Below are 19,190 nucleotides of genomic sequence, written 5' to 3' on the forward strand. Positions count from 1 at the left end.
TTTCAGGCGCAGACCACGCGCGCCATCTCCAGACACTTGTTGGAGTAGCCCCATTCGTTGTCGTACCAGGCCACGACTTTCACAAAGGTCTTGTCCAGCGCGATGCCGGCGTCGGCGTCGAACACGCTGGTGCAGACCTCGCCGCGAAAATCGCTCGCCACCACCTTGTCTTCGGTGTAGCCCAGCACGCCCTTGAGCGCGCCCTGGCTCTGCGCCTTCATCTCGGCGCAGATCTCCTCGTATGTGGCCTCCCGGTTGAGCTCGACCGTCAGATCGACCACCGAAACGTCCGAGGTCGGCACCCGAAAGCTCATGCCGGTGAGCTTTTTGTTGAGATCGGGAATCACCACGCCAACCGCCTTGGCCGCGCCGGTGCTGCTGGGGATGATGTTCTCCAGAATGCCGCGCCCGCCGCGCCAGTCTTTGTTGCTCGGGCCGTCGACCGTCTTTTGCGTCGCGGTGGCCGCGTGCACGGTGGTCATGAGCCCGCGCTTGATGCCCCACCGGTCGTGCAGCACCTTGGCCACCGGGGCCAGACAGTTGGTGGTGCAACTGGCGTTGCTGATGATGGCCTGGCCGGCGTAGCCGGCGTGGTTGACGCCGTAGACGAACATCGGCGTGTCGTCCTTGCTCGGGGCCGACAAAATGACCTTCTTCGCACCCGCGTCCAGGTGTTTTTGCGCTGTCACCTGGTCCAGAAACAGACCGGTCGACTCGATCACCACGTCGGCGCCGACCTCGCTCCAATTCAGCTTGGCCGGGTCGCGCTCTTGCGTCAGACGGATCTTCTTGCCGTTGACCACCAGTTGCCCGCTTTCGACCGCCAGTTCGCCCTTGAAGCGGCCGTGCACACTGTCGTACTTGAGCATATAGGCCAAGTAGTCGGGCTCGAGCAAGTCGTTGATGGCCACCACCTCGATGTCCTCAAAGTTGGCCACGGCGGCGCGCAACACCATGCGACCGATGCGCCCGAAGCCGTTGATACCGATTTTTATGCTCATGTGAAACGTTCTCCTGAAGGGTCAATAAAAAACCAAATCACTCGCTCGGCCAGCACGGCGTGCGCCGGGCCGCTGTGGCTTACTTCGACGCCCGGGGCTTGCGTTGCAGCACCGCCTGGACGATTTGCGCCAGATTGTCGGCCGTGAAGCCAAAGTGCTGCAACAACACCGGCGCCGGGGCCGATTCGCCGTAACAGTCCAAGCCCAGCACGGCGGCCACGCCGTACTTCCACCAGCCGTCGCTGCGGCCCATTTCCACCGCCACGCGCGGCACACCGACTGGCAACACGGCGGCTTGGTAAGCGCCGTCCTGGCGGTCAAAGGTGGTGCTGCTGGGCATGGAGACCACGCGCACGGCAATCTGGTGCGCCGCCAGCAACTGCTGCGCCTGCAGCGCCAATTGAACCTCGGAGCCGGTGGCGATGATGACCGCCTTGGCCTTTTTCTTCAGCCCCACCGCGTCCGGCTCGGCCAGCACGTAGGCGCCACGGCTGATGTCGCCCAGATCGGATTTGGGCGCGTACGGCAGGTTCTGTCGGCTCAGCAGCAGCGCCGTTGGCTGGTTTTTGTTTTGCAGCGCCACCGCCCAGGCCACCGCCGTCTCGGCGGTGTCGGCCGGACGCCAGACGTCGAGGTTCGGAATCAGGCGCAGGCTGGCGGCGTGCTCGACCGCCTGGTGCGTCGGGCCGTCTTCGCCCAGGCCGATGCTGTCGTGGGTGAAGACGTGGATCACGCGCTGCTTCATCAGCGCGGCCATGCGAATGGCGTTGCGGCTGTAGTCGCTGAAGGTCAGGAAGGTGCCGCCGTAGGGAATGAAGCCGCCGTGCAGCGCGACGCCGTTCATGACGGCGGCCATGCCGAATTCGCGCACGCCGTAGTTGATGTGGCGCCCGACCACGCCGGCTTCGTTGCGCAACACCTGGCCGGCCGCGTCAAAACGCAGGCTGGGCGTGCTGGCGGTTTGGGTCAGGTTGGAGCCGCTCAGGTCGGCGCTGCCGCCCAGCAACTCGGGCAGCGCGGCGGTGAAGGCCTCCAGCGCGATCTGGCTGGCCTTGCGACTGGCGACGGTCTGCGCCTGTTCGTGCGCCGCAATTGCCGTATCGACCGCCACCTGGGCAAATTTTTTCGGCAAATCGCCTTTCATGCGGCGGCTGAATTCTTTCGCCAGCTCGGGATGGGCGGCTTTGTAGGCAGCAAAGCGCTGGTTCCAGTCCGACTCGGCGGCCTGACCGGCGGCTTTGGCGTCCCAGGCGGCGTACACGCCTTTGGGGATCACGAACGGCGCGTGCGGCCAGTTCAGTGCCAAGCGCGTGAGCTGAATTTCTTGCGCGCCCAGCGGTTCGCCGTGCGCCTTGGCGCTGTTGGCGCGGTTGGGCGATCCGTGGCCGATGGCGGTTTTGCAGACGATCAGGGTGGGCCGGTCGGCGCTGCTTTTGGCCTCGAGCAGCGCTCGGTCAATCGCGTCGACGTCGTGACCGTCAACAGCGCGCAGCACGCGCCAGCCGCAGGCCTCGAAGCGCTGCGTCGTGTCGTCGATGAACCAGGGCGCGACCTGTCCGTCGATCGAGATGCCGTTGTCGTCGTACAGCGCCACCAGCTTGCCCAGCTTCCAGGCCCCGGCCAGCGCAATTGCCTCGTGGCTGATGCCCTCCATCAAGCAGCCGTCACCCAGGAACACGTAGCTGTGGTGGTCGACGATCGGGTGGCCGTCGCGGTTGAATTGCGCCGCCAGCAGCTTCTCGGCCAGCGCCATGCCGACCGCGTTGGCCAGCCCCTGGCCGAGCGGGCCGGTGGTGGTCTCGACCCCGGGCGTGTGGCCGACCTCGGGGTGGCCGGCGGTCTTGCTGCCCAGTTGACGAAAGTTTTTCAGCTCTTGCAGCGACAGCTTGTAGCCGCTCAAGTGCAGCAGCGCGTACAGCAGCATCGAGGCGTGGCCGTTGGACAGCACAAAGCGGTCGCGGTTGGCCCAGGCCGGATTGGCCGGGTTGTGGCGCAGGTGGCGGCCCCACAGGGCGAGCGCCATCTCGGCCATGCCCATGGGCGCGCCGGGGTGGCCCGAGTTGGCCTGCTGCACCGCGTCCATGGCCAGCACGCGGATCGCGTTGGCCTGCGTTTGTTCCGTTACAGCGGCGGTGCGATCGGGGTGGCTGGTGGACGTGGACGTGGACATGGTGTGCGGGGGCTGGCTTGGGGGCGGCACGCGGGTCGCGCAGGCACCGAAAGTTGGAATTTTATCGACCCGCGCGCACCCCCGGCGACTGCATAATGCGGCCGTGCCTGAACTCCACGCTCACCCTGCCTTGCCCCAGCCTGTGCCAGCCATGCTGTTGGCCGCCGGGCGCGGCGAGCGCATGCGCCCGCTGACCGATAGCACGCCCAAGCCGCTGCTGCGGGTGCGCGGCCAGCCGCTGCTGTACTGGTCGATCCAGGCGCTTGCGCGCGGCGGCTTTTCGCGCCTGGTGGTCAACACCGCCTGGCTGGGCGAGCAGATCGAGCAGCAGCTAAGCGCCTGGCAGCACACCCGGCCCGAGCTGCAGATCGCCTTTTCACGCGAGGGGCGCGACTTTGGCCGTGCGCTGGAGACCGCCGGCGGCATCGCGCGCGCGCTGCCTGGGCTCGATGAGGTGTTCTGGGTGCTGGCAGGCGACGTCTACGCACCCACCTTTGTTTTTTCTGCTGCCAGCGTGCAGCGTTTTGCCGCCAGCGAGCGGCTGGCGCACCTGTGGCTGGTGCCCAACCCGCCGCAACACCCGGGCGGCGACTTTGGCCTGGCCGCCGACGGCAGCGCCCTGCCTCAGGCCGCTGAACAACTCACCTACAGCGGCATTGGCCTGTACCGGCGCGCGCTGTTCGAGCCGCCCTGGTGCGAGCTGGCGCCTGGCAACCCGCACGGGGTGGTGCAGCCGCTGGCCGCGTTGCTGCGTGCTGCCATGGCGGCCGGGCGAGTCAGCGCCGAACGCCATGCCGGGGTCTGGGTCGACGTGGGCACACCCGAGCGCTTGGCCGAGCTCAACGCCGCGCCCTGAGAGGGCCCGATGCGCCCACAACCCGCAGCGCTTGTCAGTCGGGTAAAAAGCCGACAATGCAGCCCATGAACGCCTGCCTGCACAGCCCCTGCCACGCCGAACGCCGCGCCCGTGTGGCGGCCCAGCTCGGACCCGACGGCATCGCCATCGTGCCGACCGCGCCCGAGCGCGCGCGCAACCGCGACAGCGACTTTGCCTATCGGCACGACAGCTATTTTTATTACCTGACCGGTTTCACCGAGCCCAACGCCTGGCTGCTGATCAGCGCCGACGGACAGAGCACGCTGTTTTGCCAGCCCAAAGACCCAGAGCGTGAAATCTGGGACGGCCTGCGCCTCGGGCCGCAGGCCGCACCGGCCCGACTGGGCGTGCAGCAGGCGTATGAGGTAACGGAACTCGACGCCCGGCTGCCGCGCCTGCTGGAAAACCGCCGCAGCGTCTGGTTTCCATTTGCCACCCACGCCGGCCTGTCGCAGCGGATCGACGGCTGGCTGCAGACGGTGCGCGCACGCGCGCGCGCCGGCGCGCTGTGCCCGCACACCCAGCGCGACCTGTGCGTCTTGCTCGACGAGATGCGGCTGATCAAAGACCCGCAGGAGCAAGACATCATGCGGCGCGCAGCCGACATCAGCGCGCGCGCCCACGTGCGCGCCATGCAGCGCAGCGCCGCCGTGCTGCGCGCCGGCCAGCCGCTGCGCGAATACCAGCTCGAAGCCGAGCTGCTGCATGAATTTCGCCAGCACGGCGCGCAAAGCCCGGCCTACAACAGCATCGTCGCCGCCGGCGCCAACGCTTGCGTGCTGCACTACCGCGCCGACCAGGCATTGATTCGTGACGGCGATCTCGTGCTGATCGACGCCGGCTGCGAGCTCGACGGCTACGCCAGCGACATCACGCGCACCTTTCCGGCCAACGGCCGATTCAGCGGCCCGCAGCGCGCGCTCTACGATCTGGTGTTGGCCAGCCAGGAAGCCGCCATTGCCGCCATCCGACCCGGCGCGCGCTTTGGCGACCCGCACCAGGCCTGCTTACAGGTGCTGACGCAAGGCATGTTGGATTTGGGCCTGCTGGATAAAAACCACTCCGGCACGCTGGACGACGCGATCGCGCAGCGCCACTACGTCGCCCACTACATGCATCGCACCAGCCACTGGCTGGGCATGGACGTGCACGACTGCGGCAGCTACGTCGAGCCGGCCGAGATCGACCAGGTAAGCGAACGCAACGACCCGCACAGCGGCGAGACGGTGTTGGATCGACCCAGCCGCATCCTGCACCCTGGCATGGCGCTGACGATAGAACCTGGCCTGTACGTGCGCCCGGGCGAGGGCGTTCCGCGCGAGTTCTGGAACATCGGCATCCGAATCGAGGACGACGCCATCGTCAGCGCCAGCGGCTGCACGCTGATCAGCCGCGCGGTGCCGGTGCAAGCAGACGAGATCGAAGCGCTGATGCGCGGCTAACGGGCATGACTTTGAAAGGCGCCCCAAAAAATAAGTGAGTCGCGGCCCGACTCTCACGTTAAAGCGCTGCACCCGCGCGGCAGCCATGAAGCACAATGGCGGCCATGGACTTGAAGCCCCTGATCACCTTGCTGGCGATCGTCAACCCGCTGGCGATCGTGCCGTTTTTCATTCACTACACGCAGGGGTTTTCGCGCCAGCAGCGCCAGCGCACGGTGCTGATTGCCTCGTGCAGCGCCTTTGCCGTGATCGCCATTTGCGCCCTGATTGGTTTGCAGGTGCTGGCCTTCTTCGGCATTTCGCTGGCCAGCTTCCAAGTAGGCGGCGGCATGCTGCTGTTGACCGCGGCGCTGGGCATGCTCAACGCGCAACCGGCCGAGGCCAAGACCACGCAGGACGAGGTCAACGACGCCAGCGCGCGGGCGTCGATTGCAGTGGTGCCCCTGACCATTCCGCTGCTGACTGGCCCGGCCACCATGTCGACCGTGGTGATTTACGCTGACCAGGCGCAAACCGTATGGCAACAGGCCGCGCTGCTGGGCTACGGCGTGGTGATTGCGATCGCTACGGCACTGTGCTTTACGCTGGCGCAACCGATTGCGCGCGCCCTTGGCCAGACCGGCATCAACGTCATGACCCGCTTGATGGGGCTGATTCTGGCCGCGCTGGCGGTCGAGGTCATGGCCAGGGGGCTGCTTCAATTATTCCCCGGGCTAGGCAACTAAACCCGATTGCCCGGCGCTTTCGCGCAACCACCATGTGTCAACTGCTCGGCCTCAATTGCGCCACACCGACCGACGCCTCGTTCAGCTTCACTGGTTTTTGCCAGCGCGGCGGCAACACCGCTGAACACGCCGACGGCTGGGGCATCGCTTTCTTTGAAGGGCGCGGCTTGCGGCTGTTCGTCGAACAGGAAAGCGCGGCGCAATCGCCGATGGCGCAGTTTCTGCAGAGCTACCCGCTCAAGAGCAAAAACATCATTGCCCACGTGCGCAAGGCCACGATGGGCGAGGTGGCGCTGGAAAATGCCCATCCTTTCACGCGCGAACTCTGGGGCCGCAACTGGGTATTTGCCCACAACGGCGACCTGAAGAACTACTTTCCCCACCTGCACCGCCACTTTCACCCGGTCGGCAGCACCGACAGCGAGCGCGCCTTTTGCTGGCTGCTGCAAGAACTCTCAAAGTCGCACGCCAGCCTGCCCAGCGTGGCGGAACTGACGCTGACGCTGCGCGAACTGCTGCCGCAGGTGCGGCGCTTTGGCAGCTTCAATTTCCTGCTCTCCAACGGCGAGGCGCTGTGGGCGCATTGCAGCACCGAGTTGCACTACCTGGTGCGTCAACACCCGTTTGCTCAGGCCACGCTGAAAGACCAGGACTGGACGGTCAATTTTGCCGAATTGAACCAGCCGGGCGAACGCGCGGCCGTGATCGTGACGGCACCGCTGACGCACGACGAACCGTGGCAGCGCTTCGCCGCCGACGAGCTCAAGGTGTTTGTCGACGGCTTGCCGCTGGCCAATTGATCGGGCCCCAGATCGAACCCGTCCGGGGCGTAGACTGGCAGCGCATCTACTGAATCCAAAGCCGCAGCGCATCCCAGGCGCGGCCAAAAACGCCGCTCTCCGGTACGGCTTCGAGCACTTGCAGCGGCACTTCGGCCACCGGCACGCCGCTGCCCAGGCTCACGCGCAGGCTGCCCACTACCTGTCCGCGTGCAAAGGGCGCAATCAGCGGATCAGGGCGCACGATCTCGGTGCGCAAACGAGTGGATTCGCCGGCCGGCACAGTCACCACCACACCTTGCGGATGACCCAGCCGCACCACCGCAGAGCGGCCTTTCCAGACCGACGGCGTGGCCAGCGGCACACCGGGGGCGGACAGGCGAACGGCATCGAACGCGCTAAAACCCCAGTTGAGCAGCTTCTGACTCTCGTTGGCGCGGGCATTTTCACTCGCAGCACCCACCAGCACGCTGAGCAAGCGCCGCTGGCCCTGCGCGCCAGCGCCCAGTGCCGGCACCTGACGGCGCGCGGTGGCCACCAGGCAGAAACCGGCGGCGTTGGTGTGCCCGGTTTTCAGGCCGTCGACGTTGGGGTCGCGAAACAGCAGCAGATTGCGGTTTCTGTCATTGGCCTCGGGGGTGCCGGGAAAACGATAGCGCTGGATCGCGTAGTAATGCATGAACTGAGGGAAGTCCTGCATCAGTCGGGTCGCAAGCGTGGCGAGGTCGCGCACCGTTGTGCTGTGCCCGGGTGCGCTGAGTCCTTCGGGATTTTGAAAGCTGCTGGCGCTCATGCCGAGCGCGCGTGCCTGCTGGTTCATCTTCTCGACAAAGCGCTCGACCGAGCCCGCCACGCCCTCGGCCAGCGCCACGGTGGCGTCGTTGCCCGACTGCACGATCATGCCCTTGATGAGGTCTTCCACCGGCACTTGCATGCGCGGGTCGATAAACATGCGCGAGCCCGGCATGCGCCAGGCGCGCTCACTCACCGGCAAGGTCTGCGTCAGGCTGATGCGCTGCGCCCTGAGGGCATCGAACACCAGATAGGCCGTCATCAGCTTGGTCAGTGAGGCGGGATCGACCGCCAGATCGGGATTTTTGCTTGCCAGCACCTGCCCTGAGCTGAGGTCGACCAGCCAGTAGGCGCGCGCCGCCACTTCGGGCGGCTGCAGCATTTGGGCCGCAGCAGGCACAAGCGCCGCGCCGCACAAGCAAACGAACAAGAAACGGGAAAACCAGCGACGTAACACCATCACATCCTTGCAAGTGAAAATAAGGCCGGCACCACCCCTGCTCAGGCGCGCAAATGGCGCCCGACCAGATCGCGCAACAGCGGCAGTTGGCCGTGAAAAAAGTGACCGCAACCCGGCAACACCAGCACCGGCAGCGCCTGGGGCCGCGCCCAGTCGAACACGCTGGACAAGGGCACCACCTCGTCTTGCTCGCCGTGAATGATTAAGCTGCGCGGCCGGAGTTCCTGCGCCAACAGCGCCACCTCGAAACGGCTGGTGGCTGTTCCCACCAGCACCAGGCGCTGCAAATCGCGTTCGGCCTGCAGCCGGCCAGCCACATGGCTGGCGACAAAGGCACCGAAGGAAAACCCGGCCAGGCACAGCGGCCCTTGCGCGGCCTGCGCCTGCACCACGGCCAGCACATCGTCGCGTTCGCCGCTGCCGTGGTCGAACGCGCCCTGGCTGCGGCCGACGCCGCGGAAATTCAAGCGCAGCGCGCTCCAGCCGGCCAGCACGAAGGCGCGCGCCAGCGTCTGCACCACCTTGTTGTGCAGACTGCCGCCGTGCAAGGGATGGGGGTGCGCGATCACGGCCCAGCCGAGCGGCTCCCCCTCGGGGCGGTCTATCGCCACTTCGATCGACCCGGCCGGGCCGTCTTGCAGCAGGTATTCGGTCTGGGCGTTCATGGGCTTGTGCGGCGTCCGCGCTGACGCTGCTGCGAACCCGCCAAGGGCTGCGTGCGCTGCATCAGGCGCCGATGTCGGGCGGCAGCAGCAAGCGCTGCACCACCACGCCGTCGCGCAAATGCGATTGCACGATTTCATCGATGTCGCTGCGGTCGACATAACGGTACCAGACCGCCTGCGGATAGACCACGGCCACCGGGCCTGCGGCGCAGCGGTCCAGGCAGCCCGCACGGTTGACGCGCACCTTGCCCGGCCCGAGCAAGCCGAGCGCCTTGGCCTGGGATTTGCAGTATTCAAACGCAGCCAGCGCTTGCAGCTTGGCGCAACAATCTTGCCCGCCTTCGCGCTCGTTCAGACAGAAAAAAATGTGCTGCTCGTAGTAGGGGGGTGTGTTCGACATGGCGACCATTCTATTGCCGCAGCCCGGCTTGCCGGTCAGAACGGCAACCAGTGCCCCGCCTGGACGAGCAATTGGGCCGCCAAATGCCAGGCCGAGACCGCGTAGGCCAGCCCGGCTGCGCCGACGGCGCCTGCCAGCAGCATGGCCAGTCCGTCACGAAACATCCAACCCAGACCGAGCAGGATCAGGCTTACGCTGGGCAGCAGATTGCCCAGCGGCAAGGGAATGAAGATGACCGCACCCATCAAGGCGATCCAGATGCCCCACCAGGCCTGTGCATGGGCATGAAACCACAAGGCCCAGCGCGGACGCATCCAGCGGTTGGCCTGCGTGTAAACCCAGGCCAGACTGTGCAGGCAGCGCCCGGTCCAGCGCTCGTTGAGGGTAATGGCACCCAGGCGCGGCGGCAGCGGCATGCTGGCACGACCGCACACCCAACCCCAGGCCAGGGCAAAAATGCCCAGGCTCAACACGGTGCCCAGGCCGGCCAAGGGCAACATGGCGAGCAGCCCGATCAGCACCAGCACCACCGCCGTCGACGCATCGCCGTGCAGGCCGAGCAAATCCGACAGGCTCAGGCGCAGATCGGCCGGATCGCCAGCCGGCGACGGGCGTCCAGGCGCGACGCAGGCGCTGTGCCCGTCTGCCGCCTGTCGCAGCAAGCGCGCCAAATGCGCACCCATGCTCATGATCAGGCTCTCCCCAAGGATCGGGGCTTCTTCATGCGCCCGATCAACCCATGCGCCAGCAGCGCCAGCAGCAGCAGCACCAGCATGACAAGCCCCCAGCCGATCCACATCAGCGGAGCGATCCAGCCCATCAGGCCGGCGGCCCCGGGCAGCACCTGCTCGAGCCACTGCACCATGCCCAGCCAGCTCTCCTGCAGCGCCTGCACCCAGGCGGGGTCGACCCAAAAGGCCAGCCAAGCCGGCAGCGGCCATTGCGCCGCCTGGGTGACCGCATCACCCACCTGAGCGCCATCGGCTGCGGTCAACAACCATTCGGTGGCCTGCACCGAAATGGCTACCAAGCCGGTCCACAAAACGGCCAACAGAAAAAACACCAGCCAGACGGCGATTTTCATTCCAGGCCTTTCCTGTTTTCAGTGGGCTGTTGCGGCGGCTGGGAGTCGGATGGCGCGCGCCAGGCCGATGCCAGGGTGTCGAGCATAGCGGCCTCGCCGTCGGCCAGGTGCCCGTCGGCCAGCGCCAAGGCCTCGCACAGCGCCAGGATTTTGCGGCGCAGCGCCGGCTCTTGCACCTGCGCCATGAGTGTGTTGCGGGTATCCGGGTCCAGGCGTGAGGAGCCGCTCCACTCGCCGTGGTGGGCGCTGAGCAGGTCTTCGCAAAAATCATCGATCAGCTCCTTCATCTCATCCGGGCCCAGACCGAGCTGTTGCGACGCCTCCAGCCGGTTCAGGGCTTTTAACTCCGACATCGAGTAATGGCTGTCGGCCACCAGCAAAACGGCCAACAAACGGGCTGCGGCTTGCGGACTGTCGACGGGATATACGCGCATGATGAACCTCGGTGCAAGGGATGTTTCGGGACGGACGCTGCGGCGCAGGCCAAGCGGATTTTGCACCATGGATTTGATGCCGCCAAGTCAGGCCCTCAAAAGGGGTGCGTCGATGGGCCGCCCGCAAGCCCTGTCAGTACGAGGTCGGTCAAGCCGAAAAGTTCACGCCGGCACAGGCGGGATGAATACCCGCCGGGTGGACCCGGGTCAGAAGCGAAAAAAAAGGGGGCAGGCAGGCAGCGCACCCACGCACCCGCGCAGAAAAACCGGCCGCCGCCGCTTGGCTCTCAGTGCAGCAAGCCCATCGGCCCAGTAGGCATTTCTTCGGACGAATAGTGCGGGTGGTGGTCGACAAAAAAGCGCAGCTTCTGGTCGAGCCGGGACACCCGCTCATGCGCCACTTTTTCACAGTGGTGCTTGGCAATCAGGTTGAACAGCTTGCCGCGCAGAAACCACAGGTCTTTCGGCGTCTGGACGGCGATCAGCGCCGCGTGCATGCGGATCGTCAGCGGATCCGCGATGTCGGCCAGCGCCGCGCAAAATTCATCCACCAGGAAATCCAATTCATGCGCCTGGGTTTCGAGTTGGGTTTCGGCTTTGGTTTTGGCCTTGAACCAAGGCAGCTTGAAGAACATGCCGAGCTCCATGTGCGGATCTGAACGCCAGACGGCGGAAGCGGAATGTACCGTCTTCAGCTCGAACATCGACCCGCAGCGGGCCGACTTGAGTCCCGGCGCTTGACGCCAAACGCAGCAACCGACGAACGGTGAAATCGGAAAAATCGGGAAAAATCGGGGTCAGACTCCTATTTCACCGAGCGCCCGGTCATCTGACCCCCTGGCCGTGCCAAGCACCCGCAACAGCTCGGTGCCGTAGGCCGCGCGCTTGCGCTGGCCCAGACCGGCAATGCCGTCCAGATCGGCCACGGTTTGCGGCTGCCGCGCGGCAATCGCGCGCAGTGTGCTGTCGTGCAAGATCACGAAGGCCGGCAGATTGTGCGCGCGCGCCTGCTCGGTGCGCCAGACCTTGAGTGCGGCCAGACATTCGCGCTCGCCCAGCGAGAGCGGCTGGCCGTCGGGTGCCGTGGCCACCCCCTTGCTGGCGCGCGAACTGCGCAAAACGGCCTTCTTCTCGCTCGCCCGACGCAGCCAGACCGGCGCCTGCCCCTTCAATATGGCGCGCGCCGCCTCGGCCAGCGTCAGCGTGTTGAAGTGGGCCGCGTTGACCTGAATGGCCTCGCGCGCAATGAGTTGGCGCAACAGCGCACGCCACTGCGTCTCGCCCAGGTCGGCCCCGATGCCGAAGGTGCTGAGCTTGTCGTGCCCATGCTGGCTGACTTTTTCCGTCCGCTTGCCGCGCAAAATGTCCGTGATGTGGCCAGCACCAAACGCCATGCCGCTGGCTTGTTGCACGCGGTAGATGCAAGAGAGCAGTTTGCGCGCCGATTCGGTGGCATCGTCGAGCGCCGGCGGCAACAGGCAGTTGTCGCAGTTCATGCAAGGCGCACTGGCCTCGCCAAAGTAGGCCAGCAGACGCACGCGGCGGCAGTCGCTGGCCTCGGCCAGGCTGAGCAAGGCGTCAAGCTTGCCGCGCTGCACCTGTTTGAATTCGTCCGCGGCCGGGCTTTCGTCGATCATGCGGCGCTGATTGACCACGTCTTGCAGGCCGTAGGCCATCCAGGCGTTGGCAGCCTCACCGTCGCGCCCGGCGCGTCCGGTTTCCTGGTAATAAGCCTCGATGTTTTTCGGCATGTCCAGGTGTGCGACGAAGCGCACGTCGGGCTTGTCAATGCCCATGCCAAAGGCGATGGTGGCCACCATGATCAGGCCGTCTTCGCGCAAAAACCGATCCTGGTGCCGCTGGCGCACGGCAGCGTCGAACCCGGCGTGATAGGGCAACGCCTGTAGCCCGGCCTCGCACAGCAGTGCTGCCACCTCCTGCACTCGCTTGCGCGACTGGCAGTAGACAATGCCGGCTTCGTGTCCGTTGGGCTGGCTGTGCCGTTCGCGGATAAAGCGCAACAACTGCTGCGTACCGTCCTTCTTTTCGACGATGGTGTAGCGGATGTTGGGGCGGTCGAAACTGCTGACGAAGCAGCGTGCTGCCTGCAACTGCAGGTGCGTCACGATATCGGCGCGTGTGATCTCGTCGGCGGTGGCGGTGAGTGCGACGCGCGGCACACCGGCAAAGCGCTGGTGCAGCAGTTCCAGCGCGCGGTATTCGGGCCGAAAGTCGTGGCCCCACTGGCTGACGCAGTGCGCCTCGTCGATGGCGAACAACGCCAACTGCGCGCGCTGGTGCAACGCATCGAGCAAGGCCAGAAAACGCGCCGTGCTCAGGCGCTCGGGTGCGACGTAGAGCAGGGTCAGCTCGCCGCGCAACACCTGCTTTTCAAGCGCCTGCGCGGCCTCGCTGCTCAGGCTGGAATTGAGAAACGCCGCCGCCACACCCGCTTGCAGCAGTGCGCCGACCTGATCGTGCATCAGCGCAATCAGCGGCGAGACCACCACCGTGAGCCCGTGACCGGCGCGCGCGCGCACGATGGCCGGCACCTGATAACAAAGCGACTTGCCGCCGCCGGTGGGCATGAGCACCAGCGCGTCGCCGCCGGTGCTGACGTGGCTGACGATCTCGGCCTGCGGCCCTCGGAAGGCGTCGTAACCAAACACATCTTGCAGCACCGCTGCGCAGACCGCTGGCGTTTTGCCTGCGCTGGCATTCACGCTCACATCTGTTCCCAGGGCAGACCTTCAAAGCGCCAGCCATTGAGGCTGGAGCGCTTGAAGTCATCGTTCAAATCACCCTCGAAACCATGCAACACATGCGCCACATCGGTAAAGCCGGCCGCTTCCAGCGCGGCGCCAGCGTCTAGCGTGCGCCTGCCGCTGCGGCAGAGCAACAAAAGAGCGCGCGCCGTGCCGCCCGCTTCTGCCAGCACGGCGGCGACAAAACGCGCCGGATCGGGCGTGAGAGCGGGGTATTCGTACCAGGAAACATGGAACACGCCGGGCGGGCGACCGACGTAGAGCGACTCGATTTCCATGCGCACGTCGACGAACAGCGGAGCTGCGCTGCCGTCGTGCGCGCTGCGCGCTTGGGCCGCTTGCAGCCAGGCCCACGCTTGCGTGGGAGTGAGGTGTTTCATGGGCGCTATTGTCGGGGATGCGCCCGGGTGCTCTGGCGCGCGCGGGCGTGCCGGCGCCGCGCCTTCCTACAATCGCGGCATGAAACCGATTGCCTACACCCGCGCGCAGGCGCTGCCCGCCATCCTGCAACGCCGCATCGCCATCCTCGACGGCGCCATGGGCACCATGATCCAGCGCTTCAAGCTGGGCGAGGCCCAGTACCGCGGCGAACGCTTCAAAGACTTTCCTCACGACCTCAAAGGCAACAACGAGCTGCTCAGCCTGACGCGCCCGGATGTGATTCGCGACATCCACGAAGGCTATCTGGCAGCCGGCGCCGACCTGATCGAGACCAACACCTTTGGCGCCACCACGGTTGCGCAGGACGACTACGGCATGGCGCAGTGGGCGCGCGAGATGAACCTGGCCTCGGCCCGGCTGGCGCGTGCCGCCTGCGACAAGTTCAGCACGCCCGCGCAGCCACGCTTTGTCGCCGGCGCGCTCGGCCCGACACCCAAGACCGCCAGCATCAGCCCCGACGTCAACGACGCCGGCGCGCGCAACGTGACCTTCGAGCAGTTGCGCGCGGCGTACCTGGAGCAGGTGCAGGCGTTGGTCGAAGGCGGTGCCGACGTGCTGCTGGTCGAGACCATTTTCGACACCCTCAACGCCAAGGCGGCGCTGTTTGCCATCGACGAATTTTTCGAGCAAAGCGGCGAGCGCCTGCCGCTCATCATCAGCGGCACCGTCACCGACGCGTCGGGCCGCATCCTCAGCGGCCAGACCGTCAGCGCCTTCTGGGCCAGCGTGCGCCACCTGCAGCCGCTGGCGGTGGGGCTGAACTGCGCACTGGGTGCAGCGCTGATGCGGCCCTACATTCAAGAGTTGGCCAAGATCGCCGACGACACCTTCATCAGTTGCTACCCCAACGCCGGCCTGCCCAACCCGATGAGCGAGACCGGCTTTGACGAAACGCCGGACGTCACGGCGCGCCTGCTGCGCGAATTTGCTGCCGAGGGCCTGGTCAACATCGTCGGCGGCTGCTGCGGCACCACGCCGCAGCACATCGAGGCGATTCACGATGCCGTGGCCCCGCTGGCGCCGCGCGGCCTGCAGCGCCCCTATTTCTACCGCGCAGCGGCTTGAATTCGAACGCCGCATCTGGCATCCTCAGCCGACATTGAGCCCACCGCTCACCATCCGATCTTTTTGCAGGACTGCACCCCATGGCCGCTACCGGACACTCCGAAACGCTGGACACGCCCGCGCCCGACTTTGCCCTGCCCGGCGTGGACGGGCGCACCTGGACGCTGGCCGACTGCCGTGGCCCGCGCGGGCTGCTGGTGGTGTTCATGTGCAACCACTGTCCTTATGTGATGGCAATCAAAGAGCGCCTGGTGCGCGATGCGCGCGAGCTGCAGACGCTAGGCATCGGCGTGGTCGGCATCAACGCCAACGACCCACTCGCCTACCCGCAAGACTCGTTCGAGCAGATGAAGCTCGTGGCGCGCGACTGGCACCTGCCCTTCCCCTACCTGTTTGACGCCAGCCAGGAGGTCGCGCGGGCCTATGGCGCGGTTTGCACGCCCGATTTTTTCGGCTTCAATGCCGCCGGCCAGTTGCAATACCGCGGGCGGCTGGACGCTTCGCGCAAAGAGGCCGCGCCGCCCGACGCGCCGCGCGAATTGTTCGAGGCCATGCAGTGCATTGCCGCCACCGGCAGCGGCCCGCAGACCCAGCACCCCAGCATAGGCTGCTCGATCAAGTGGCGCCCGAGCTGCTGAGGGTCGCTGCGGCCGCTGGCGCACGCACTCCCGCTCGCAGCGCGCCAGCGCCTGTCAGCCCACCTAGTGCAGTGTTGCGCGCTATCTGGAACATAAAACCGCGTCTTTTCGCCCCTGATGTCGTTGCAAATCCGCGCCATAGTGAAACTATGGCTGTGGTTTGCGCCTAATCAGGGTCAAAAATCCATCGGTTTTATTTGTTCCATCAAGCACACAACACTGCACTAGCCGAGGCCGCGTGGCCAAGCGCCGATCTGCCAGCCACAGCAAGGTGTTGGCGAGGTGTTCGCCACCCAGGCGGGGCCTCATGCCGGCGTTGCCCACACCCGCAAACAGGCCGCCCGCAGCACCTCACCTCCAACGGTGGCGTTGACCATGGATATCATTGCGTGCGAAGTTTTATCGACGCACCCTTTTCCCCCGGCGCTGGCGCCGCAAACCCCCAGAAAGGCAGAGCATGCAAATTCAAGTCAATACCGACGATCACATCCACGGTGGTGAATCCCTGGCCAAATGGGTCAACGACGAGGCCCTCAGCCGTCTGAGCCGGTTCCGTGACCACATCACCCGCGTGGAGGTGTTCCTGACCGATCTTGATGGAAGCAAATCTGGCGTGAAAGACAAACGCTGCCGCCTCGAAGCCCGCGTGGCCAACTGCCAACCGGTCAATGTCACGGCCGACGGCGACAAGATAGCCACCGCGTTCATTGACGCTGCGGACAAGCTCATCCGGGTCTTGGACGCCGATTTGGGCCGCGTGAAGGACCGCCACGGTCGCGACACCATACGCCACGCGGGCGGGCAGGACGACTGAGGCTGAGCGTTTTTCGTTCGAACAGATAAGGCTCGTGGCGCGCGACTGACGCCCGCCCCTCCCCCACCTGTTTGACGCCAGCCAGGAGGTCGCGCGGGCCTATGCAGCGCGCGAATTGTTCGCGGCCATGCGGCGCATGGCCGCAAGATTTTCATCTACCGCTGCGCGCCATGCCACACTAGAATGGTCGAAGTTCGTGTCAACCCTAGCGGAGCGCAACATGTCCCAGCCCCCACACGAGCAGCAAGCCGATCCGGCGCCCGACGTGACTGAATCCCTCGTTCACCAGATGCACATCGTGCTGCCGGTGCTAGGCGCGTTGCTGATGTTTTTGCTTGCTTTCATCGCCGTCACCGTTGCCTGAGAGGCCCAGGGCTGCGCGGGGCAGCGGCCGCCACCCAGCCACGGACGGTGGCACGTCTTGTCTTTGCCAATCTTTCTGCGCAGGTTTTGCACGTAACCTGTCAGTAACCGGTAGACGGTTTTTATACAATGGCAAGCTTGGCCGCCCCGTCAATCAAAAACCGGATTCACCGAGCCGTTTTTTTGCACCCCCCTGCACCTGCTATCCGCACCGCAGCCTTTCGCGTCGGCCACCCTTTTTTTGCCCCAATGATGCCGCCCTTGCCCGCCGTGCGCTTGCCTTGAGTGCCCGGGTGTGGTGTGTCGCTGCGGCTCGCCGCTTAATCCCCCGTCTGGAGCCTCATCCATGAATTCACCCCTGCTGCAGGGCATCGATCTGAACGTCCCTGATTTTGTCCAAAACGCCCGCTTGATCGACTGGGTGGCCGACATGGCCGTGCTGTGCAAACCCGATCGGGTGTATTGGTGCGACGGCAGCCAGGACGAGTACGAGCACCTGTGCCAGCAACTGGTGCAGGCCGGCACCTTCAAAAAACTCAACCCAGCCAAACGCCCCAACAGCTACCTGGCCTGGACCGACCCGTCCGACGTGGCGCGGGTCGAAGACCGCACCTTCATCTGCTCCGAGAAAAAGGAAGACGCCGGACCGACCAACAACTGGGTCGATCCGGACCAGATGCGGCAAACCCTGCTGCCGCTGTTTGACGGCTGCATGCGCGGGCGCACCCTGTACGTGGTGCCGTTCAGCATGGGGCCGCTGGGCTCGCCGATTGCCCACATTGGCGTCGAGTTGACCGACAGCGCTTACGTGGTGGTGAACCAAAAGCTGATGACACGCATGGGCCGTGCGGTGTACGAGGTGCTGGGCACCGACGGCGCCTTCGTGCCCTGCCTGCACAGCGTGGGAGCACCGCTGGCCGACGACGCGCAAGACAAAACCACCTGGCCGTGCAACCCGCAGACCAAGTACATCGTGCATTTCCCGCAGACGCGCGAAATCTGGAGCTACGGCTCGGGCTACGGCGGCAACGCGCTGCTGGGCAAAAAGTGCCTGGCGCTGCGCATCGCCTCCAGCATGGGGCAGCAGGCCGCGCACGGCGCAGCGCCGGGCTGGTTTGCCGAACACATGCTGATTCTGGGCGTGCGCAGCCCGCAGGGCAAGAAATACCACGTCGCCGCCGCTTTTCCGAGCGCCTGCGGCAAAACCAACTTCTCCATGCTGGTGCCGCCAGCGGCATTTGACGGCTGGCGCGTCAGCACCATTGGCGACGACATTGCCTGGATCAAACCGCAGCCCAATGGCCAGTTGCGCGCCATCAACCCGGAAGCGGGTTACTTTGGCGTCGCACCGGGCACCAACACGCTGACCAACCCGAACTGCATGGCCAGCCTGAACCAGAACGTGATCTTCACCAACGTGGCGCTGACCGACGACGGCGACGTCTGGTGGGAAGGCATGGAAAAAGACAGCGGCCAACTGCCGGCGCACCTGATCGACTGGCGCGGACAAGACTGGACGCCAGAGATCGCCCGCCAAACCGGCGCAGGCGGCAAGCTGCGCGCCGCCGCGCACCCGAACGCGCGCTTCACCATTGCGGCCAGCAACAACCCAGCGCTCGATGAGGCCTGGGACGACCCGGCCGGCGTGCCGATAGACGCCTTCATTTTCGGCGGCCGCCGCTCGACCACGGTGCCGCTGGTGACCGAGGCGCGCAATTGGACCGAAGGCATTTACATGGCCGCTACCATGGGCTCGGAGACCACTGCCGCCGCCTTTGGCGCGCAGGGCGTGGTGCGGCGCGACCCGTTTGCCATGCTGCCGTTTTGCGGCTACCACATGAGCGACTACTTCCAGCACTGGCTCAACCTGGAGCCCAAGCTGCAAGCCAGCGGTCGGGCGCTGCCGCGCATTTTTTGCGTCAACTGGTTTCGCAAGGACGAAAGCGGCCACTTCATCTGGCCCGGCTACGGGGAGAACATGCGCGTACTCAAGTGGATGATAGACCGTATCGAAGGTCAGGCCAGCGGCGTCGATTCGCTGTTTGGCCGCGCGCCCAGCTACGACGAAATCAACTGGAGCGGGCTGGACTTCAAGCCCGAGCAGTTCGACGCCGTGACCCGCATCGACGCGGCGGCCTGGGAGCAAGAGTTCAAACTGCACGAGACGCTGTTTGAACAACTGGCCGACCGGCTGCCACCCGCGCTGGCGCACACCAAGGCCGCGCTCGAACAGCGTCTGACGGCCAGCGTCTGAGCAACGCCGGGTTGGGCCGCG

General features: G+C 65.6%; 20 protein-coding genes. 9 read left to right on the top strand and 11 right to left on the bottom strand.

The window, feature by feature from the left end; genetic code table 11:
• Window positions 1-2 precede the first annotated feature (2 nt).
• Together gap and tkt are read right to left on the bottom strand one after the other, a co-directional pair.
• Window positions 3-1,001, bottom strand: a complete 999-nt coding sequence (gene gap, locus EST26_RS08210) for a type I glyceraldehyde-3-phosphate dehydrogenase (RefSeq protein WP_291066913.1) — start codon at window positions 999-1,001, stop codon at window positions 3-5.
• Between the two features lie 79 nt (window positions 1,002-1,080).
• Window positions 1,081-3,171 carry a transketolase gene (tkt, locus tag EST26_RS08215; RefSeq protein ID WP_291066914.1) on the bottom strand — a complete coding sequence of 697 codons (2,091 nt, stop codon included), beginning with the start codon at window positions 3,169-3,171 and terminating at the stop codon, window positions 1,081-1,083.
• Between the two features lie 151 nt (window positions 3,172-3,322).
• On the opposite strand from tkt, the gene EST26_RS08220 reads away from it, so the two are divergent.
• The 4 genes from EST26_RS08220 to EST26_RS08235 all read left to right on the top strand — a co-directional run bounded on the left by EST26_RS08220 (window position 3,323) and on the right by EST26_RS08235 (window position 7,015).
• Window positions 3,323-4,027: a nucleotidyltransferase family protein gene (locus EST26_RS08220; RefSeq protein WP_291067018.1), complete on the top strand. Its 705-nt coding sequence runs from the start codon at window positions 3,323-3,325 to the stop codon at window positions 4,025-4,027.
• 65 nt (window positions 4,028-4,092) lie between these two features.
• A complete protein-coding gene (locus EST26_RS08225) occupies window positions 4,093-5,490 on the top strand; it encodes an aminopeptidase P N-terminal domain-containing protein (protein WP_291066916.1) in 1,398 nt (465 codons plus the stop codon).
• Between the two features lie 104 nt (window positions 5,491-5,594).
• Window positions 5,595-6,215 (top strand): MarC family protein, encoded by a 621-nt coding sequence (locus EST26_RS08230; protein WP_291066918.1) that lies wholly within the window; start codon window positions 5,595-5,597, stop codon window positions 6,213-6,215.
• Window positions 6,216-6,247: 32 nt separating this feature from the next.
• The gene (locus EST26_RS08235) at window positions 6,248-7,015 is read left to right on the top strand and encodes a class II glutamine amidotransferase (RefSeq protein WP_291066919.1); all 768 of its coding nucleotides are present in this window, start codon (window positions 6,248-6,250) and stop codon (window positions 7,013-7,015) included.
• 46 nt (window positions 7,016-7,061) lie between these two features.
• Here the strand turns inward: EST26_RS08235 and EST26_RS08240 are convergent, their stop codons facing one another.
• From EST26_RS08240 to EST26_RS08280, 9 genes are all read right to left on the bottom strand, one after another.
• Complete coding sequence (locus EST26_RS08240; RefSeq protein ID WP_291066921.1) at window positions 7,062-8,168, bottom strand: D-alanyl-D-alanine carboxypeptidase family protein; 1,107 nt, start codon at window positions 8,166-8,168, stop codon at window positions 7,062-7,064.
• A 119-nt stretch (window positions 8,169-8,287) separates the two neighbouring features.
• Window positions 8,288-8,911, bottom strand: coding sequence for an alpha/beta hydrolase (locus tag EST26_RS08245; RefSeq protein ID WP_291066923.1), 624 nt, complete (start codon window positions 8,909-8,911; stop codon window positions 8,288-8,290).
• A 61-nt stretch (window positions 8,912-8,972) separates the two neighbouring features.
• Window positions 8,973-9,311 carry a (2Fe-2S) ferredoxin domain-containing protein gene (locus EST26_RS08250; RefSeq protein ID WP_291066925.1) on the bottom strand — a complete coding sequence of 113 codons (339 nt, stop codon included), beginning with the start codon at window positions 9,309-9,311 and terminating at the stop codon, window positions 8,973-8,975.
• Between the two features lie 35 nt (window positions 9,312-9,346).
• Complete coding sequence (locus EST26_RS08255; RefSeq protein ID WP_291066927.1) at window positions 9,347-10,000, bottom strand: exopolysaccharide biosynthesis protein; 654 nt, start codon at window positions 9,998-10,000, stop codon at window positions 9,347-9,349.
• Between the two features lie 2 nt (window positions 10,001-10,002).
• Window positions 10,003-10,395, bottom strand: a complete 393-nt coding sequence (locus tag EST26_RS08260; RefSeq protein ID WP_291066929.1) for a hypothetical protein — start codon at window positions 10,393-10,395, stop codon at window positions 10,003-10,005.
• Window positions 10,392-10,829 (bottom strand): TerB family tellurite resistance protein, encoded by a 438-nt coding sequence (locus EST26_RS08265; protein ID WP_291066931.1) that lies wholly within the window; start codon window positions 10,827-10,829, stop codon window positions 10,392-10,394. Before EST26_RS08265 ends, EST26_RS08260 begins: the two co-directional genes overlap by 4 nt.
• Window positions 10,830-11,116: 287 nt before the next feature.
• Window positions 11,117-11,476, bottom strand: a complete 360-nt coding sequence (locus EST26_RS08270) for a hypothetical protein (protein ID WP_291066933.1) — start codon at window positions 11,474-11,476, stop codon at window positions 11,117-11,119.
• 150 nt (window positions 11,477-11,626) lie between these two features.
• Window positions 11,627-13,552: a DNA helicase RecQ gene (recQ, locus tag EST26_RS08275; RefSeq protein WP_291066934.1), complete on the bottom strand. Its 1,926-nt coding sequence runs from the start codon at window positions 13,550-13,552 to the stop codon at window positions 11,627-11,629.
• A 2-nt stretch (window positions 13,553-13,554) separates the two neighbouring features.
• Complete coding sequence (locus tag EST26_RS08280) at window positions 13,555-13,974, bottom strand: rhodanese-like domain-containing protein (protein WP_291066935.1); 420 nt, start codon at window positions 13,972-13,974, stop codon at window positions 13,555-13,557.
• A gap of 79 nt (window positions 13,975-14,053) precedes the next feature.
• On the opposite strand from EST26_RS08280, the gene EST26_RS08285 reads away from it, so the two are divergent.
• The 5 genes from EST26_RS08285 to EST26_RS08305 all read left to right on the top strand — a co-directional run bounded on the left by EST26_RS08285 (window position 14,054) and on the right by EST26_RS08305 (window position 19,169).
• A complete protein-coding gene (locus tag EST26_RS08285; protein WP_291066936.1) occupies window positions 14,054-15,100 on the top strand; it encodes a homocysteine S-methyltransferase family protein in 1,047 nt (348 codons plus the stop codon).
• An 80-nt stretch (window positions 15,101-15,180) separates the two neighbouring features.
• Window positions 15,181-15,738 (top strand): thioredoxin family protein, encoded by a 558-nt coding sequence (locus EST26_RS08290; RefSeq protein ID WP_291066937.1) that lies wholly within the window; start codon window positions 15,181-15,183, stop codon window positions 15,736-15,738.
• A gap of 457 nt (window positions 15,739-16,195) precedes the next feature.
• Entirely contained in the window at window positions 16,196-16,552 is a 357-nt protein-coding gene (locus EST26_RS08295; RefSeq protein ID WP_291066939.1) for an HPF/RaiA family ribosome-associated protein, read from the top strand.
• Window positions 16,553-16,772: 220 nt separating this feature from the next.
• Window positions 16,773-16,916 carry a hypothetical protein gene (locus EST26_RS08300; RefSeq protein WP_291066940.1) on the top strand — a complete coding sequence of 48 codons (144 nt, stop codon included), beginning with the start codon at window positions 16,773-16,775 and terminating at the stop codon, window positions 16,914-16,916.
• A gap of 345 nt (window positions 16,917-17,261) precedes the next feature.
• Window positions 17,262-19,169, top strand: coding sequence for a phosphoenolpyruvate carboxykinase (GTP) (locus tag EST26_RS08305; RefSeq protein WP_291066942.1), 1,908 nt, complete (start codon window positions 17,262-17,264; stop codon window positions 19,167-19,169).
• Window positions 19,170-19,190 lie beyond the last annotated feature (21 nt).

This window comes from Hydrogenophaga sp. (genome assembly GCF_014773545.1).
Taxonomy (GTDB): Bacteria; Pseudomonadota; Gammaproteobacteria; order Burkholderiales; family Burkholderiaceae_C; genus Hydrogenophaga.

Bases quoted from the DNA above. Each gene is read 5' to 3' on its own strand.
- tkt (WP_291066914.1), bottom strand. From the start codon at position 3,171: ATGTCCACGTCCACGTCCACCAGCCACCCCGATCGCACCGCCGCTGTA.
- EST26_RS08230 (WP_291066918.1), top strand. From the start codon at position 5,595: ATGGACTTGAAGCCCCTGATCACCTTGCTGGCGATCGTCAACCCGCTG.
- EST26_RS08305 (WP_291066942.1), top strand. From the start codon at position 17,262: ATGAATTCACCCCTGCTGCAGGGCATCGATCTGAACGTCCCTGATTTT.
- EST26_RS08285 (WP_291066936.1), top strand. From the start codon at position 14,054: ATGAAACCGATTGCCTACACCCGCGCGCAGGCGCTGCCCGCCATCCTG.
- EST26_RS08245 (WP_291066923.1), bottom strand. From the start codon at position 8,911: ATGAACGCCCAGACCGAATACCTGCTGCAAGACGGCCCGGCCGGGTCG.
- EST26_RS08220 (WP_291067018.1), top strand. From the start codon at position 3,323: ATGCTGTTGGCCGCCGGGCGCGGCGAGCGCATGCGCCCGCTGACCGAT.
- EST26_RS08260 (WP_291066929.1), bottom strand. From the start codon at position 10,395: ATGAAAATCGCCGTCTGGCTGGTGTTTTTTCTGTTGGCCGTTTTGTGG.
- EST26_RS08235 (WP_291066919.1), top strand. From the start codon at position 6,248: ATGTGTCAACTGCTCGGCCTCAATTGCGCCACACCGACCGACGCCTCG.
- EST26_RS08240 (WP_291066921.1), bottom strand. From the start codon at position 8,168: ATGCTGCAGCCGCCCGAAGTGGCGGCGCGCGCCTACTGGCTGGTCGAC.
- EST26_RS08265 (WP_291066931.1), bottom strand. From the start codon at position 10,829: ATGCGCGTATATCCCGTCGACAGTCCGCAAGCCGCAGCCCGTTTGTTG.
- EST26_RS08250 (WP_291066925.1), bottom strand. From the start codon at position 9,311: ATGTCGAACACACCCCCCTACTACGAGCAGCACATTTTTTTCTGTCTG.
- EST26_RS08290 (WP_291066937.1), top strand. From the start codon at position 15,181: ATGGCCGCTACCGGACACTCCGAAACGCTGGACACGCCCGCGCCCGAC.
- EST26_RS08295 (WP_291066939.1), top strand. From the start codon at position 16,196: ATGCAAATTCAAGTCAATACCGACGATCACATCCACGGTGGTGAATCC.
- EST26_RS08270 (WP_291066933.1), bottom strand. From the start codon at position 11,476: ATGGAGCTCGGCATGTTCTTCAAGCTGCCTTGGTTCAAGGCCAAAACC.
- EST26_RS08225 (WP_291066916.1), top strand. From the start codon at position 4,093: ATGAACGCCTGCCTGCACAGCCCCTGCCACGCCGAACGCCGCGCCCGT.
- EST26_RS08300 (WP_291066940.1), top strand. From the start codon at position 16,773: ATGTCCCAGCCCCCACACGAGCAGCAAGCCGATCCGGCGCCCGACGTG.
- EST26_RS08255 (WP_291066927.1), bottom strand. From the start codon at position 10,000: ATGAGCATGGGTGCGCATTTGGCGCGCTTGCTGCGACAGGCGGCAGAC.
- EST26_RS08280 (WP_291066935.1), bottom strand. From the start codon at position 13,974: ATGAAACACCTCACTCCCACGCAAGCGTGGGCCTGGCTGCAAGCGGCC.
- gap (WP_291066913.1), bottom strand. From the start codon at position 1,001: ATGAGCATAAAAATCGGTATCAACGGCTTCGGGCGCATCGGTCGCATG.